Origin of the sequence: Tahibacter sp. (assembly GCF_032229445.1) — a bacterium.
In the GTDB taxonomy this organism is placed as follows: Bacteria; Pseudomonadota; Gammaproteobacteria; order Xanthomonadales; family Rhodanobacteraceae; genus Tahibacter.
The window spans coordinates 23,862-39,769 of the sequence record NZ_JAVTWC010000095.1 but is presented as its reverse complement, the minus strand read 5'-3'; the positions used below and the strand labels follow the sequence as shown (position 1 = coordinate 39,769).

Sequence of the window (15,908 nt, the reverse complement as noted above, 5' to 3'; positions counted from 1 at the left end):
GGGAATCGTCAGAGCGGAGCGGGAGGGCGTTGGAGCCGGTGGCCGAACCGCAAGTTTCTTACCGGCTCCAACGCCCAACGGGCAGGAGGATTCGGGCGAGGACGGGTTTCGCCCTGCTTTTCCCGATTCCCCATTCCCGGCTCCTCAGCGAATTTCCAGCGCCCGCTCGCGCCGCTCGACTACGCTCATGTCGGCCTGGTTGGACAGGCGTAGGTCGCGCAGTTCGTACGGTGCGCTCAGCTTGCTGCCGGCCAGGGCCTGGGCGTCGAACGTCAGCGTCAGCTTGCCCGCGCCGGTCGCCAGCCACGTGGCCGACTGGGCATAGGCGGCCGGCCGGCGCGCGCCGTCGGTGGCGGTGCCGTACAGAACGCCCGCCAGTTGATAGCGGCTGGCGCTCGCGGTCTCGACACCGACATCGACGCTGAGCCCCTTGCCGCGCGCACCGTCCAGCGCAGTGCTGACTTCACCGCTGAGGCGCGCGCTCGCGCGGCTAACAGCCAGTGCGGTCTTGGCGTCGCGCAGCACCGGCGCCCGCGCGTCGCCACCGCTCGCGAAGGCATGCACCTCCCACAGCGCCGGTCCGCCGGCATGCGTCGCATCAGGCACTATGTCGGCCTGCCAGCTGCCGTCCGCCTGCAACGACAGTTCGAAGGCCTGGCTGTGGCCGTCGGGTGCGGTCAGCATGCCTTTGGCCGAGGATGCTTTTGCGCCGTGCAGGTTGGCCGTGATGCGCACGCTTTGACCCGCGACGACGGTGTCGCGCGCGGCCCCGAGGCGCAGCACGGTGCTGCTGGTCGGTTCGAACACGTGGATCAGGTAGTCGCCGCGCGCGGCCGGCGCGGACAGGCGCAGATTGCCCTTGCCGGTGCCTGGTGCGAGCTTGGCGATGACCGTGCCTTCGGACACGTCCATGCCGGCGGCGCGCAGCGCGGCTTCGTCGGCCAAGCTTTGCGTCGCCTCACGTCCACTGAGCTGACGGCCGTTGCCGCTGATCACCAGATCGTCGATGCCAAGGCGACTGGAATTGTTGCCATGTGGACTGATGCGGATCAGCGCCGCTTCTGCCGTGGTCGGCAGGGCCACGCCGCGCTGCAGCTCGGCTTCGCTCGCATTGAGCCAGTATTCGCGGCTTTCCTGCACGAATGGGGTGGGGCGGTCGGTCAGTGCCTCGGCCGGATCGAGTGCCCAGGACACCTGCACCGGCGTGCGGTCGAGCGCAGCAGCGGCGCGGTCGTCCTTGGCGGCAGACAGGCGTGTGGGCACCTGGTCGGTGGCGGTGGCAGCGTTCAGGCGCAGGTCGGCGGCGGTGGCGTGGCCGGCGAGGCCCAGGGCAATGCTCGCGGCCAGTGCCGCGGATTTCAGTATCGACATGTCGGAGTCCTCAGATATCGTCGCGCAGGATGCGGTCCAGACCGAAGCAGGCGCGCCGGCTCTGGTTGTGGGACAGCGGTTCGGAGCCCGCCATGCGATCGATATCGCGGAACCAGGTGCGGCCTGCGGCCTGCTGGCTGGTGCAGTTGAGGAACCCGTCGGAGCAGCTCGCGAGCCAGTTCTGCGTCGTTTCCAGTCCGACGTTGTACTGATAGCCGCCGCACCAGCTGTCGCCGTCGAACGGCGAGGAGTCGACATCGGTGCCGACCACATTCCAGAAACCCTTGGGCAGGGCCGGGCGTCCGGCCGTGCCGAGCAGGTTATTCTGGTTGTATTGAGCCATCCAGCTGACCTGCTGCATGCGCACGCCGTCGTTCTTGTAGCCGAGCAGCCAGCCCAGTGCCTGCTCGAATACGTTGCCGTTCATGGTCGCATCGGCCAGCGGCGTGCCCGCGCTGGAAGGCGCCACGGCGTTGACCCAGCGGATCTTGCTGATGATGTTCGGATAGCGGCTGTCGTAGGTCGGGTTCGACAGGATCCAGCGCACGACGTTGCCGCCGTTCGAATGGGTGATCACGACGAGGTCGGTGATGCCCGCGCTGTTGATGAAGCTGGTCAGCTGGCCGGCGACGCAGCCGGCGGCACGGCTGTCCCACATGTACTGGCCGAGATCGCAGTTGATCACGGTGTACTTGGACTGGTCGGGCAGTCCCTGGCGGACGGAATTGACGAATTCCGGCGTCCAGTAGTCGGCGAGCGCATTGGTCTGCGCGCCCGTGCCGTGGACGAAAGCGACGCCGGTAGCGGCGGCGGACGCAACAGATGCGGCTCCCAGTACGAGCGAGAGCGCTAAAGCAAGACGAACCATTTTTCCTCCCGGTGCGGCTCGGGCGGATTGATCGAGCCGCGGTGAAGCTGCGGCAAAGCCGGGTCAGGGTGAGCGTCCGTGCCGCTCCCGGGCAAAGCCGGAGCACGCTGATGGTCGATCCGCCGGGCCCATGCCCTCCCGCACAAACCCGTCGGCGCGCGGAACGTAGCAATCGGATCGTCGACATGTCAAACGTTTGTTTGAAGCCATTGCTCCAGACCGTGCCGGTCTCGGCCATTAGCGTGCCCGCAGCGTTGACGGAGCACCTCCGAACGGCCGCCCCCGTTCAGGCGCGGGGGTCACGCTGCGGAACCGGGCGGCTATACTGCGCGCCCGACGCTGCGGTAATTCCATGCGCCTGACCACGATAAAACTGGCCGGATTCAAGTCGTTCGTCGATCCGACCACGTTGCACCTGCCCACCAACATGACCGGCATCGTCGGTCCCAACGGCTGCGGCAAGTCCAACATCATCGATGCCATTCGCTGGGTCATGGGCGAGAGTGCCGCGAGCCGCCTGCGCGGCGATTCACTGACCGACGTGATCTTCTCCGGCTCCAGTGTGCGCAAGCCCGTGAGCCAGGCCTCGGTCGAACTGGTGTTCGACAATTCCGACGGCACCATCGTCGGCGAATACGCCACGTTCAACGAAATCTCGGTCAAGCGCATGGTCACGCGCGACGGCCAGTCGCAATACCTGCTCAATGGCGGACGCTGCCGCCGCCGCGACATCACCGACCTGTTCCTCGGCACCGGTCTCGGCGCGCGCAGCTATTCCATCATCGAGCAGGGCATGATTTCGCAGGTGGTCGAGTCCGACCCCGAAGCGCTGCGCCATCACCTCGAGGAAGCCGCCGGGATCTCCAAGTACAAGGAGCGGCGCAAGGAAACCGAAAGCCGCATCAAGGCCACGCGCGAAAACCTCGACCGCGTGCGCGACGTGCGCGATGAAGTGGACAAGCAGCTCGATCACCTCAATCGCCAGGCCAAGGCCGCGGCGCGCTGGCAGGAACTCAAGGCCGAGCAGAAACAGAAAGAGGCCGAACTGCGCGCGCTGAACTATCGCGCCATCGCCAACGAGGTAGAAGGGCAGGGCAGCGCGCTGCGCCAGGCCGAGACCGAGATCGAGAAATTCGTCGCCGACCAGCGTCAGGTCGAAGCCCAGCTCGAGGCCAGCCGCGAACGCCACCAGCTGGCCAGCGAACACCTCGGCCTGGTGCAGGGCGAGGTCTACAAGGTCGGCGCCGACATCGCCCGCGTCGAACAGCAGATCGCGCACAACCGCGAACTGCGCGGACGCCTGGACAAGAGCCGCGAGGAAACCGAGCGCGCGCATCGCGAGCTCAGCGAACACATAGCCGGCGACCGCGAGCAGATCGAGAACCTGCGCCTGGCCGTGGCCGAGGGCGAGCCGCGCGTGGAAGCGCTGCGCGACATCGACGAGCAGACCGGCGAGGCGCTGCGCGACGCCGAGGCCAAGCTGGCCGAGTGGCAGACCGCGTGGGACGCGTATTCCGCATCGAGTTCCGAAGCGTCGCGCGCGGCCGAAGTCGAGCGTACGCGCCTGGACTATCTCGACCGCCAGTGCCTCGACGTGGCGCGGCGCCTCGAGGCGCTGGAAACCGAAAAACGCGCCGCCGACCTGAACACGCTGAGCGCCGCTGCCGATATCCTCGGCGACGAGCAGGAAACCCAGCGCGACAAGGTGGAAACCTTGACCAGCCTGCTCGACGAGCGCAAGAGCGCCTACGAGCGCCTGCTCGAAACCGAGCGCGGCACGCAGTCGGGGCTCAGTGACACGCGCCAGCAGTTCCAGGCCCTGCGCGGCCGCCTCGGCTCGCTCGAGGCGCTGCAGCATGCGGCGCTGGGCCAGGAAAAAGGCGCTGCCAGCCAGTGGCTCGAGCAGGCCGGCCTGGCCGACGCGAAACGCCTTGGCGAAGCGCTCGATGTCGACGCGGGCTGGGAAACGGCGACCGAAACCGTGCTCTCGGGCCTGCTCGAAGGCGTTTTGGTCGAGGCACCGCAGGCCTATGCCGGCGAGATCGCGCAATTGCGCGAAGCCGACATGGTGCTGATCGCCTCACAGCAGGGCGGCAATGCCGTCGAAGGCACGCTGTCGGCGCACGTGCGCGGGCCCGCGGCCGTGGTCGCGCTGCTCGCGCAGGTACGCGTCGCCGGTTCGCTCGACGAGGCGCGGCACATCGCCCGGGATCTCGTCGCGCCGCAGTCGGTGATCACGCCGGGCGGCGAATGGTTCGGCGCCGGTTATCTGCGCGTGCTGCGCCGCGGCGGCGCCCAGGCTGGCGTGCTGGCGCGCGAACGCGAGATCCATGCGCTGCAGGGCCAGGTGGAGGCGCTGGACGAACGCGCCCAGGACCTGGCCGAACAACTGGATGAATTAAAATCTGGCAAAGTGGAAAGCGAGCGACTGCGCGACGACGCACAGCGCGAGCTGTACATGGCGCACCGGCGCCTGGCCGAAATCGGCGGCCAGCTGCAGAGCCACCGCGGCAAGGTCGAGTCGGCGCAGGCACGGCTGGAAAAGGTCGACGGCGAGATCGCGCAGCTCGCGGCCAAGCTCGACGAAGACCAGGCCCAGGTCAAGGAAGCGCGCGGCCGCCTGGATACCGCCGTGATTCGCATGGGGGACCTCGAGCAGCGGCGTCAGGAACTCGATGGCCAGCGCCGCCGCACGCTGGAACAGCGCGAGGAAGCGCGCATGAACGCGCGCGAGGCGCGTGACCAGGCGCATCAGCTGGCACTGTCGCTGGAATCCAAGCGCAGCGCGATCCAGTCGCTGGAGCAGGCGCTGGGCCGCATGCAGGCGCAGATCGCCCAGCTCGACGCCAGGCGCGAGGAAATCGCGCAGCAGCTGCTCGCCGACGAAGATCCGCTGATCGAACTCGACAACGAACGGCAGACGTATCTGAACCAGCGCCTGCTGGTCGATCGCCAGCTCGTCGACGCGCGCCGTGCGCTGGAAGATTGCGATGCCGAGTTCCGCCGCCTCGACCAGGAGCGTCAGCGCATCGAACACGTGCTGACCCAGCGCCGCGAAGCGCTGTCGGAAAAGCGCCTGTCCGAGCACAGCCTGAAGATGCGTGCGGATAACCTTGCCCAGGCGATTCTCGAAGCCGGGCTCGAACTCGATACCGTGCTCGAAAGCCTGCCGACCCATGCGGACATCGCCGACTGGGCGCAGAGCCTCAACGAACTCGAAGGCAAGATCCGCCGCCTCGAACCGGTGAACCTCGCCGCGATCCAGGAATACGAGGAACAGTCGCAGCGCAAGACCTACCTCGATGCGCAGCTGACTGACCTGACCACGGCGATGGAAACGCTGGAAGGCGCGATCAAGAAGATCGACCGCGAGACGCGCCAGCGCTTCAAGGAAACCTTCGACAAGGTCAACAGCGGCCTGCAGGAGCTGTTCCCGCGCCTGTTCGGCGGCGGTCACGCCTACCTCGAGCTGACCGGCGACGACTTGCTCGACACCGGCGTGTCGATCATGGCGCGCCCGCCGGGCAAGCGCGTGACCTCGATCTCGCTGCTGTCCGGCGGCGAGAAGGCGCTGACCGCGGTGGCGCTGGTGTTCTCTATCTTCCGCCTGAATCCCGCGCCGTTCTGCCTGCTGGACGAAGTGGACGCGCCGCTGGACGAGGCCAACGTCGGCCGCTTCTCCAGCATGGTCAACGAAATGTCCGAGCACGTGCAGTTCCTGTTCGTCTCGCACAACAAGACGACGATGGAAGCGGCGCACCAGCTCTGCGGCGTCACCATGCGCGAACCGGGCGTGTCGCGTCTGGTGCAGGTGGATCTCGCCGAGGCGTCCAAGCTCGTCGGCGCGGCCTGAACACAGGAGTGAAGGCATGGAACAGCAAGGCTTGAGCGCGAACGAACTGCGGCTGATCCTGATCGTGGTCGGCGCGATCGTGCTCGCGGCTATCTATTTCCTCGGCTCGCCGCGCAAGCCGGGGCAGGGCCGCCGCGTCGCCGGCAACAAGTCCGGCGGCGACCGGCGTGAACCCACCCTCGGCGGCGACGACAGCGACGACGAACTGCCGTCGATGCGCGCGACCGACGGCGACACGGACGCTTTCGACGACGACGGTGCGCGTAGGCGCCTGCCGGAATCCGACGATCTGTTCCAGACGCCGGTGCGCTCGACGGTCGGCCAGCGCCCGGAACAGCCGGTCGAGCGCATCGTGACGCTGTTCATCGCGGCGCGTGCCGGCAGCACGATCCACGGCAGCGATCTGATCGTCGCGGCGGAAAAATGCGGCCTCGAATTCGGTGACCTCGGCATCTTCCATCGCCTCGTCGATGGCCGGCGCGAACTAGGTCCGATCTTCAGTGCAGCCAACATGGTCAAGCCCGGCCATTTCGACATGAGCCGCATCGACCAGCTGAGTACGCCGGGGCTGAGCTTCTTCATGGCCTTGCCCGGCCCGCTGACCGCACTCGATGCGTGGGACACGATGCTGCCCACGGCGCAGCGCCTGGCCGAACTGCTCGATGCGGTAGTGCTCGACGAAGAGCGCAACGCGCTCGGACGGCAGCGGATCTCGCACATCCGCGATGACCTGCGCGGATGGGATCGACGGCAGGAAGGGAACAAGATCCGCGCAGACTGGTAAGGCGACGCGCCAAAGTGCGGAATCGGGCCTGAATCGAACGGATCGGGAGGGTGCGGCGCCCGAGTCACGTCATGCGCGAATTTTCCACAGACTCAGGCGCCATGCAGCAATCTCATTCAAGACGAGGTGACTGCGGTTGCCTAGACTGCCGCCTTTCGTCGCCGAGGACCACATGAACACCATCAGCTGGAGCGATTTCGAGAACGTGCTGCTCGTGGCTGGCACCGTGCTGCGCGCGGAGGTCAACGAACAGGCAAGGAAGCCTGCGCTCAAGGTCTGGGTCGATTTCGGCCCGTATGGCGAGAAAAAGACGAGCGCCCAGATCGCCGCGCTGTACGACCCGGCGGAACTCGTCGGGCGCCAGGTCGTCGGCGTCATCAATTTTCCTCCGAAGCAGATCGGACCGTTCATGTCCGAATTCCTGCTGACGGGGTTCCACACGGACGACGGCATCGTGCTGACGGCGGTCGAGCGACCGGTGCCCAATGGCGCGCGGCTGGCCTGAAGGCGGGAAAACAGTGAAGAGGAGTGAGGAACGAGTAGAGCGCGAAGCGCCTGCTCGTCTCACCTCTTTTCGCTTCTGGCTGTCGTCAGGTGGATTGAATCAGGAGTGCAGGGAAATCGAGAAATGAGCGAGAACCAGGGCTCTCACTCATTTCTCACTTCACTTTCCTGCCGTCACACTGCTTCAAAGATTCCGGCCGCGCCCATGCCCGTGCCGATGCACATGGTGACCATGCCGTACTTCTGCTGGCGCCGGCGCAGGCCGTGGATCAACGTGGCCGCGCGGATCGCGCCGGTCGCGCCGAGCGGATGGCCCAGCGCAATCGCGCCGCCGAGCGGGTTGACCTTGGACGCATCCAGGCCGACATCGCGGATCACCGCGAGTGCCTGCGCGGCGAACGCCTCGTTGAGCTCGATCCAGTCGAGCTGGTCTTTCGTGAGCCCGGCCTGCTTGAGCGCCTTGGGGATCGCCGCGATCGGGCCGATGCCCATGATCTCCGGCGCCACGCCGGCGACCGCGAAAGAGACGAAGCGGGCCAGCGGCGTCAGACCGTAGTCCTTGATCGCCTGTTCGCTGGCCAGCAGCACCGCACCGGCGCCGTCCGACATCTGCGAGGAATTGCCCGCAGTGACCGACCCGCCCATGCGGAAAACCGGGCGCAGCTTGGCCAGGCCTTCGACGCTCGTGTCCTTGCGCGGACCTTCGTCGGTGTCGATCGTGCGCGTGTCCGCAACCACTCCACGCGTGGCGAGATTGGGATAATTGTCGGACAGCGCATAGGGTGAAATTTCGCCCTTGAATTCACCGCCAGCGATGGCTGCGAGCGCTTTCTGGTGCGAGGCGAAGGCGAAGGCGTCCTGGTCGTCACGGCTGACCTTCCACTGCTCGGCGACCTTCTCCGCGGTGATGCCCATGCCGTAGGCGATGGCGATGTTCTCGTTGTCGAACACGGCCGGGTTCATCGCGATCTTGTGGCCCATCATTGGCACCATCGACATGGACTCGGTGCCGCCGGCGAGCATCAGGTCGGCTTCGCCGGTGCGGATGCGGTCTGCGGCCATCGCGATGGCCTGCACGCCGGACGAACAGAAGCGGTTGATCGTGACTGCGGCGACGGTATGCGGCAGGCCGGCAAGCAGCGTGGCGATGCGTGCGACGTTCATGCCTTGCTCGGCTTCGGGCATGGCGCAGCCGATCACGGCGTCGTCGATGCGGCTGACGTCGATGCCCGGTGCCTGCGCGACCGCGGCCTTGATCACATGGGCGAGCAGGTCGTCCGGACGCGTGTTGCGGAACACGCCGCGTGGCGCCTTGCCGACGGCGGTACGGGTCGCGGCGACGATGTAGACATCCTGGATTTGCTTGGTCATTGCTATGTCCTCGTCGCTCAGTTGCGCAGCGGCTTGCCGGTGGTCAGGGTGTGAACGATGCGCGCCTGGGTCTTTGGCATCTGCGCGAGTTCGACGAAGTGTTTGCGTTCGAGGGCGAGCAGCCATTCCTCGTCGACCAGCGAGCCCCGCTCGACCACGCCGCCGCACAGGGTGTCAGCGATGCGCGAGCCGATCTCGTAGTCGTGCTCGGAAATGAAACGGCCTTCGAGCATGTTGACGAGCATCATTTTGAGGCTGGCGGTGCCGACGTCGCCGCAGACCGGGATCTGCGAGGGCAGGGCAGGGCGGTAGCCGGCATCGGCCAGGGCCGCTGCCTCGCGCTGCGCCACCCACAACACTTCGTGCGTGTTGAACACGATCGTGTCGTTGGCGCGCAGCAAGCCCATTTCCTTGGCTTCGAGCGCGCTGGCCGAGACCTTGGCCATGGCGATGGTTTCGAAGTAGTTCTTGACCGCGTTGAACGGGTCGGCCGGATTGGCCTTGGCGCAGCGCAGTGCGATTTCCTTGAGGCCGCCGCCGGCCGGCAGCAGGCCGACGCCGGCTTCGACGAGGCCGATATAGCTTTCAAGTGCCGCGACGGTCCGCGTGCAGTGCATCTGGAACTCGCAGCCACCGCCGAACGCCATGCCGCGGATCGCGGCGACGGTCGGTACCAGCGACGTCTTGAGGCGCATGCTCGTGGCCTGGAAGTTCGCGATCATGGCCTCGAACGCCGCGATCTTGCCTTCCTGCAGCAGGCCCATGGCGCCCTTGAGATCCGCACCAGCCGAGAACGGCTCGCGCGCCTGCCAGAGCACGAGACCCTTGAAGCGCTGCTCGGCTTCGCCGACCGCCCGCTGGAGGCCGTCGAGCACGAAGTCGTTGACCGTGTTCATCTTGGTCTTGAACGAGACGATGCCGACATCGTCGCCGAGGTGCCACAGGCGCAGACCGTCGTTCTCGAACACTGTCGTGCCCTGGTCGAATTTCTCGCCGAGGATCGGATCGGGAAAATGCTGGCGCTGATAGACCGGGTGCGAGGAGCGCGGCAGGGTCTTGTTCTGGTTGGCCGAGTACGATCCGTCCTTGCCGTGCACGCCGCTGCGGCCGTCGGTGACCCAGCCAGGCAGCGGCGCATTGCTCATGGCCTTGCCTGCCGCGATGTCCTCGGCAATCCAGTCAGCGACCTGCTGCCAGCCGGCGGCCTGCCAGGTCTCGAACGGACCGAGCTGCCAGCCGTAGCCCCAGCGGATCGCGAAGTCGACGTCGCGCGCGGTCTCGGCGATATCGGCCAGGTGGTAGGCGGTGTAATGGAATACATCGCGGAACGTCGCCCAGAGGAACTGCGCCTGCGGATCGGCCGAGGCGCGCAACTTGGCGAACTTCTCGCTGGGATCCTTGATCGCGAGGATGGCGGCGACTTCGTCGGAGGCCTTCTGGTCGGCGGCGCGGTAGTCCTGCTTGGCCAGGTCGAGGACGACAATGTCTTTGCCGACCTTCCGGAATACGCCGGCGCCGGTCTTCTGACCCAGCGCGCCCTTGTCGATCAGTGCCTTGAGCCAGGCAGGCGCCTGGAAATACGAATGCCACGGATCGTCGGGCAGCGTGTCGGCCATGGTCTTGATGACGTGGGCCATGGTGTCTAGGCCGACGACGTCCGCGGTGCGGTAGGTCGCGCTCTTGGGGCGTCCGATCGCCGGACCGGTCAGTGCATCGACCGCGTCGAAGCCCAGACCGAACTTTTCGGTGTGATGCATGCCGGCCAGCATCGAGAACACGCCGATGCGGTTGCCGATGAAGTTCGGCGTGTCCTTGGCGTAGACCACACCCTTGCCGACTGTCGAGGTCAGGAAGGCTTCGAGGCCGGCGAGAATTTCCGCGTCGGTGGTCTTGCTCGGGATCAGCTCGACCAGGTGCATGTAGCGCGGCGGGTTGAAGAAGTGCACACCACAGAATCGATGCCGCAGATTTTCCGGCAGCGCTTCGGCCAAGGTATTGATGGACAGGCCGGAGGTATTGCTCGCAATGACTGCCGATTCAGGCAGATAGGGAGCGATCTTCTTGTAGAGATCGAGCTTCCAGTCGGTACGTTCGGCTATCGCTTCGATGACCAGGTCGCAGCCGCGCAGCAATTCCAGGTGCTCGTCGTAGTTGGCGGGCACGATGGCCGATTGGCGCGACTTGTCGGCGAGCGGGGCCGGCGAGAGCTTGGCCAGGTTCTGGATTGCCTTGATCGCGATGCCGCTCTTGTCGCCTTCCTTGGCGGGCAGGTCGAACAGTACGGTTTCGACGTCGGCGTTGGTGAGATGGGCGGCGATCTGCGCGCCCATGACACCGGCGCCGAGTACCGCAGCCTTGCGGATACGTAGCGGTTTGAAGCTCATGGTGACCTCGTTGTGCAGGGAAACGAAGGGGAAAGCCCGGCGACTGTGCGCCGATGGTTTTGAGCTGTTGCTCGCGTTGCAGCGCAGCAAAAGGCCGTGGAAGCGCTAACGAGTGCCACTCTCGGCCGGGCGCGTCGGCGCGCCCGGCCTCACGGCGCGCGCAGGCCTGCGGCGGCGAAGCGGATCAGGTGTTCGGCCGAGCGTTCGCGATGCTGCTGCTCGGTGACGCCGGTCTTGCGCTTGATCACGCCGAAGTCGGCCATGGCGTAGGTCAGCGCGCCGGCGACGATATCGAGGCGCCAGTACAGCTCCTCCTTGTCCAGGTCCGGCAGACGTTGGGCAAAAGCGGCATGGAAGCGTTTCATGACGTGGCCGTAGTTGTCCGACAGGAATTTGCGCAGTGCATCGTTATGTTCCGCGTAGGCGCGCGCGAGCACGCGTACGAAGGCGCCGCCGCCGCCCCGGTCCAGGGACAGGTCGAGCGCCGGGTGTATGAAGGCGCTGAGCAGGTCCTCGAGGTCCGCGGAGGGACGCTTGAGCGCATCTTCCAGCGCCTGCAGCCGATGTGCGTTGAGTTCGTCGAGACGGCGCCGGAACACCTCGTTGATGAGGTTTTCCTTGGATCCGAAGTGATAGTTGACCGCGGCCAGGTTGACGTTGGCGGCGGCAGTCACCTGACGCAGGGAGGCGCCGGCGAAACCCAGCCGTGCAAACAGCTGCTCAGCCGCGCCGAGAATGCGTTCCTTGGTCGAAAAATGCTGCGAGTTCATGAAATCCTTGCTATCCGGTTGCGCGGCCGGCCGCGGCTCCGGAGTGATGGGGGCGGCCCGAACCGAATCGTAGGTAAAACGAGCGTTTGAATGCTACGAGAGCGATCCCGCCCGGTCAAACGGCCGGCCGGCCACGGATTTCCGGAATAGCGGACCGTCGGTGGACGTTCGCGAAGCGGCAGGGCTCGCTCGCCGCCAAGGCCGGGCCGTTCCGCCGGGCCCACACCTCGTACGGTATTGCACTGCCCGGCTGCATACGCGGCGTGAATCGGCTAGAATTCAGAACGTTTTTGTCCGCTAACCCCGCATTCCTGCGCGTATTTGGTGTTAACATCGCGCGCGGCCTCGGGAACCGTTTTCCTACAATCTGGAGTATTCGACATGGCGCTGGAGCGCACCTTGTCCATCATCAAGCCCGATGCCGTCGCCAAGAACGTCATCGGTGAGATCTACACCCGTTTCGAAAAGGCTGGCCTCACGATCCTCGCGTCCAAGATGAAGCACCTGTCGCGCAAGGAGGCCGAAGGCTTCTATGCGGTGCACAAGGAGCGTCCGTTCTTCAACGCGCTGGTCGAGTTCATGATTTCGGGTCCGGTCGTGATCCAGGCGCTCGAAGGCGACAACGCGGTACTCAAGCATCGCGATCTCATGGGCGCAACCGACCCGAAGAAGGCCGATAAGGGCACGATCCGCGCCGACTTCGCCGATTCGATCGACGCCAATGCCGTGCACGGTTCGGACTCCATCGAAAATGCCGCTGTGGAAATTGCATACTTCTTTGCATCCACCGAGCTGTGCCCGCGCTGAGGGATAAAACTGGTGACTGTGGTGAAACCCAACCTGTTCGACTACGACCGCCAGGGATTGCGCGATCTGTTTGCATCGATCGGCGAGAAACCCTATCGGGCCGATCAGGTGATGAAGTGGATGTACCACCGCCACGTCACCGATTTTGCTGAGATGACCGATGTCGGCAAGGCGCTGCGCGAGAAGCTCAGCGCCGCTGTCGACATCGTTCCGCCCAGGACCGTGTTCGAGAAGCAGTCCGCCGACGGCACGCACAAATGGCTGCTCGGCATGGACGGCAGCAACGCGATCGAAACCGTCTTCATTCCTGAAACCTCGCGCGGCACGCTGTGCGTGTCCTCGCAGGTCGGCTGCGGGCTGAATTGCCAGTTCTGTTCCACCGCCACACAAGGCTTCAACCGCAACCTGTCCACCGCCGAGATCATCGGCCAGGTATGGGTAGCGGCGCGCCACCTCGGCAACGTGCCGCACCATCAGCGCAAGCTGACCAACGTCGTCATGATGGGCATGGGTGAGCCGCTGCTGAATTTCGACAACGTCGTGCGCGCCATGAGCGTGATGCGCGACGACCTCGGGTTGGGCCTGGCGAACAAGCGCGTGACCCTGTCGACCGCGGGTCTGGTGCCGATGATCGATCGCCTGAGCGAGGAAAGCGATGTTTCGCTCGCCGTTTCGCTGCATGCGCCCAACGACGAACTGCGCACCGAACTGGTACCGCTCAACAAGAAATACCCGATTGCGGAACTCATCGGCGCCTGCCAGCGCTACGTGGCCAAGCGGCCGCGCGCGTCGATCACGTTCGAATACACGATGATGAAGGGCGTCAACGACACGCCCGAACTGGCGCGCCAGCTGGTCAAGCTGATGCGCAAGGTGCCGTCCAAGGTCAACCTCATTCCATTCAATCCGTTCACCGGCACGCGTTTCGAACGCTCCGACGAGAGCGTCATCCGCGCGTTCCAGAAGATCCTGCTCGACGCGCAGGTGCTGACCACCGTGCGACGTACGCGCGGCGACGACATCGATGCGGCCTGTGGACAGCTCAAGGGCCAGGTGACGGATCGCACGCGCCGCCAAGCTGACTTCCGTCGCAAGCTCGAAGGGCAGGCTGATGCGGCTTAAGCTCGCACTGGCGCTGCTGCTGACTCTCGGTCTTGGCGCCTGCGCCACCGCTGCGCCGCGCAGCAAGGCCGCCAACAAGGCGCGCAGCGCCGCGGAGGTCCATGTCGCGCTGGGCCAACGCTACATGCAGCAGGGCAAGCTCGAACTCGCGCTGGAGAAGCTCGAAAAGGCGCTGATTTTCGATTCCTCGTATGTCGATGCGCATACCGTGATCGCGCTGCTCTACGAGCGCATCAATGATCAGCGCAAGGCCGCCGAGCACTACCGCCGCGCCGCCGATCTTGCCCCGCGCAATGGCGCGGTCAATAACAATTACGGTGCATTCCTGTGCCGTACCGGCAAGCTCGACGAGGCTGCCCAGCATTTCGCCACGGCCGTCACCGATCCGTTCTACAAGACGCCGGATGTGGCTTACGCTAACTCCGGCAGCTGTTTCCTGCACGCCGGCAAGTTCGATCGCGCCGAGCAGGATTTCCGCAGGTCGCTCGAACACAATCCGAGCAATGGCGAATCGCTGTTCAACCTGGCTACGGTGCTGTTCCAGAAGAGCGATTTCCTGCGTGCACGCGCATTCCTGCAGCGTTTCGAATCGCTCGGCGTGGCCAATCCGGATGCCTTGCTGCTCGGGCACAACATTGAGACCGGCCTCGGCAACACCCGCGAAGCCAACGAATATGCGCGCCGTCTGCGCACTGAATTTCCGGATTCGCCTCAGCGGCAGAAGCTGGAACCGAGCACTCCGTCATGAAATACAGGCAAAAACGTTCGCACTCTGGCGTCGACGTTGCGGCGGCGCCAGCGACGAATTCTGCTTTCCCCCTGTTCAACGATCCTACTCCCCTCGAACTCGCCTCCGCAGCGCAGCCGATGACCAGCCCACACGACGACAATCACACCGCAGCGGCCACGGAAAGTGCCGACGTACCTTGCATGGACGCCTCCACGAATCCGGCCCCTGTGGTCGCCGACACGGGGCGTGAGCTGTTCGTCCTGCCGCCGCAGGCACAGCCCGAGCCGGGCTTAGGTCATCGCTTGCGTGCCGCGCGCGAGCGGCGCGGATGGGGTCTGGACGAGGTCTGTGCGCGTCTGCGCCTGCCTCAGCGTGTCGTGGCGATGCTCGAGAAGGACGATTTCTCGCGCATCGAACACGACGTCTATCTGCGTGGGTATCTGGCCAGTTATGCGCGGTTGTTCGATATTCCGCTGCAGGCGGTTGATACCCATGTGAGGGAGCGCAACATCGCACCGCCGACCCTGGTCGCGACGGGGCGGATCTCGCACTCACGCTACCTGTTCCAGCGCTATTCGGTACCGATCGTCTACGTGATACTGACGGGGCTCATCGTTGCGCCGGCGGTATGGCTCGCGACACACGGCGGTCTCGACCAGAACCTGGCCCGAGTGTCTTCGCTGGAGCAGTCGCTGCCGCTGGAGACTCCGCCACAAACGGCGCCCACTACGTCGGCCACGGGCACGGATGGTTCCACCATCGCGCTGGCTGTTCCGGTGGCGCCGGTTCCGACCGCTCCCACGCCGCCGTCGATTGCGGCGGAGCTGCCGTTGATGGCGTCGATGGTGCCGGCGATCAAGCACGAGGCAGCACCGGAACGGGCGCCTGCTGTGCCGGCTGGCAGCTACGAAATCGGCCTGCGTCTCAAGGACGCGAGCTGGGTCGAGCTCATCGGTGCGGATGGTCAGCGCGTCGAATTCGGTCTGTTGGCTGCCGGCAGCAGCAAGACCTATACCGTCGGCCAGCCGGTCAGCGTGCGTCTGGGCAATTCGACCAACGCGGAACTGCGGGTCGGCGGCAAGACCATCGATCTGGCTCCGTACCGGCGTGCCGCCGTGGCGCACCTCAGACTTGTCGATGGCGCTGCGACCAATCCCGGCGGCGCCGGCGATAACTGAATCGCGGTCGCAACGCGGTCGGCCTGCCGGGTGCGCCGCGTGCGCTTCCTGTTACTCTACGGCGCCCCTCGCGCCGGCATCCTGTCCGATGCCGCGTAGCGGCAGCAGCAGGGCGTCGGCCCGGCCTGCCGCGAGCATGGTGCGCCGACGCATCTCTTGAGAACCG

12 protein-coding genes are annotated in these 15,908 nt (G+C 65.5%); 7 read left to right on the top strand and 5 right to left on the bottom strand.

The features are described from left to right. Positions 1 to 144: 144 nt before the first annotated feature. Positions 145 to 1,371, bottom strand: a complete 1,227-nt coding sequence (locus RUU78_RS16310) for a DUF4785 domain-containing protein (RefSeq protein WP_313918451.1) — start codon at positions 1,369 to 1,371, stop codon at positions 145 to 147. 10 nt (positions 1,372 to 1,381) lie between these two features. Beyond that, positions 1,382 to 2,239: a hypothetical protein gene (locus RUU78_RS16305; protein WP_313918449.1), complete on the bottom strand. Its 858-nt coding sequence runs from the start codon at positions 2,237 to 2,239 to the stop codon at positions 1,382 to 1,384. A gap of 352 nt (positions 2,240 to 2,591) precedes the next feature. Here RUU78_RS16305 and smc point away from each other — a divergent pair, with 352 nt between their 5' ends. From smc to RUU78_RS16290, 3 genes are all read left to right on the top strand, one after another. Then, a complete protein-coding gene (gene smc, locus RUU78_RS16300) occupies positions 2,592 to 6,092 on the top strand; it encodes a chromosome segregation protein SMC (protein WP_313918447.1) in 3,501 nt (1,166 codons plus the stop codon). A 16-nt stretch (positions 6,093 to 6,108) separates the two neighbouring features. Continuing rightward, a complete protein-coding gene (gene zipA, locus RUU78_RS16295) occupies positions 6,109 to 6,876 on the top strand; it encodes a cell division protein ZipA (protein ID WP_313918445.1) in 768 nt (255 codons plus the stop codon). A gap of 172 nt (positions 6,877 to 7,048) precedes the next feature. After that, positions 7,049 to 7,381 carry a tRNA-binding protein gene (locus RUU78_RS16290; RefSeq protein WP_313918444.1) on the top strand — a complete coding sequence of 111 codons (333 nt, stop codon included), beginning with the start codon at positions 7,049 to 7,051 and terminating at the stop codon, positions 7,379 to 7,381. 173 nt (positions 7,382 to 7,554) lie between these two features. Here the strand turns inward: RUU78_RS16290 and RUU78_RS16285 are convergent, their stop codons facing one another. From RUU78_RS16285 to RUU78_RS16275, 3 genes are all read right to left on the bottom strand, one after another. Further along, positions 7,555 to 8,751 carry an acetyl-CoA C-acyltransferase gene (locus RUU78_RS16285; RefSeq protein ID WP_313918442.1) on the bottom strand — a complete coding sequence of 399 codons (1,197 nt, stop codon included), beginning with the start codon at positions 8,749 to 8,751 and terminating at the stop codon, positions 7,555 to 7,557. Positions 8,752 to 8,768: 17 nt separating this feature from the next. Beyond that, positions 8,769 to 11,135: a 3-hydroxyacyl-CoA dehydrogenase/enoyl-CoA hydratase family protein gene (locus tag RUU78_RS16280; RefSeq protein ID WP_313918440.1), complete on the bottom strand. Its 2,367-nt coding sequence runs from the start codon at positions 11,133 to 11,135 to the stop codon at positions 8,769 to 8,771. A gap of 149 nt (positions 11,136 to 11,284) precedes the next feature. Further along, positions 11,285 to 11,905: a TetR family transcriptional regulator gene (locus RUU78_RS16275; protein ID WP_313918439.1), complete on the bottom strand. Its 621-nt coding sequence runs from the start codon at positions 11,903 to 11,905 to the stop codon at positions 11,285 to 11,287. 381 nt (positions 11,906 to 12,286) lie between these two features. On the opposite strand from RUU78_RS16275, the gene ndk reads away from it, so the two are divergent. The 4 genes from ndk to RUU78_RS16255 all read left to right on the top strand — a co-directional run bounded on the left by ndk (position 12,287) and on the right by RUU78_RS16255 (position 15,742). After that, positions 12,287 to 12,712 (top strand): nucleoside-diphosphate kinase, encoded by a 426-nt coding sequence (gene ndk, locus RUU78_RS16270; RefSeq protein ID WP_313918437.1) that lies wholly within the window; start codon positions 12,287 to 12,289, stop codon positions 12,710 to 12,712. Positions 12,713 to 12,721: 9 nt separating this feature from the next. Next, the gene (rlmN, locus tag RUU78_RS16265; protein WP_313918453.1) at positions 12,722 to 13,834 is read left to right on the top strand and encodes a 23S rRNA (adenine(2503)-C(2))-methyltransferase RlmN; all 1,113 of its coding nucleotides are present in this window, start codon (positions 12,722 to 12,724) and stop codon (positions 13,832 to 13,834) included. Continuing rightward, positions 13,824 to 14,582, top strand: a complete 759-nt coding sequence (gene pilW / locus RUU78_RS16260; RefSeq protein WP_313918435.1) for a type IV pilus biogenesis/stability protein PilW — start codon at positions 13,824 to 13,826, stop codon at positions 14,580 to 14,582. Before rlmN ends, pilW begins: the two co-directional genes overlap by 11 nt. A 182-nt stretch (positions 14,583 to 14,764) precedes the next feature. Next, the gene (locus RUU78_RS16255; protein WP_313918433.1) at positions 14,765 to 15,742 is read left to right on the top strand and encodes a RodZ domain-containing protein; all 978 of its coding nucleotides are present in this window, start codon (positions 14,765 to 14,767) and stop codon (positions 15,740 to 15,742) included. Positions 15,743 to 15,908 lie beyond the last annotated feature (166 nt).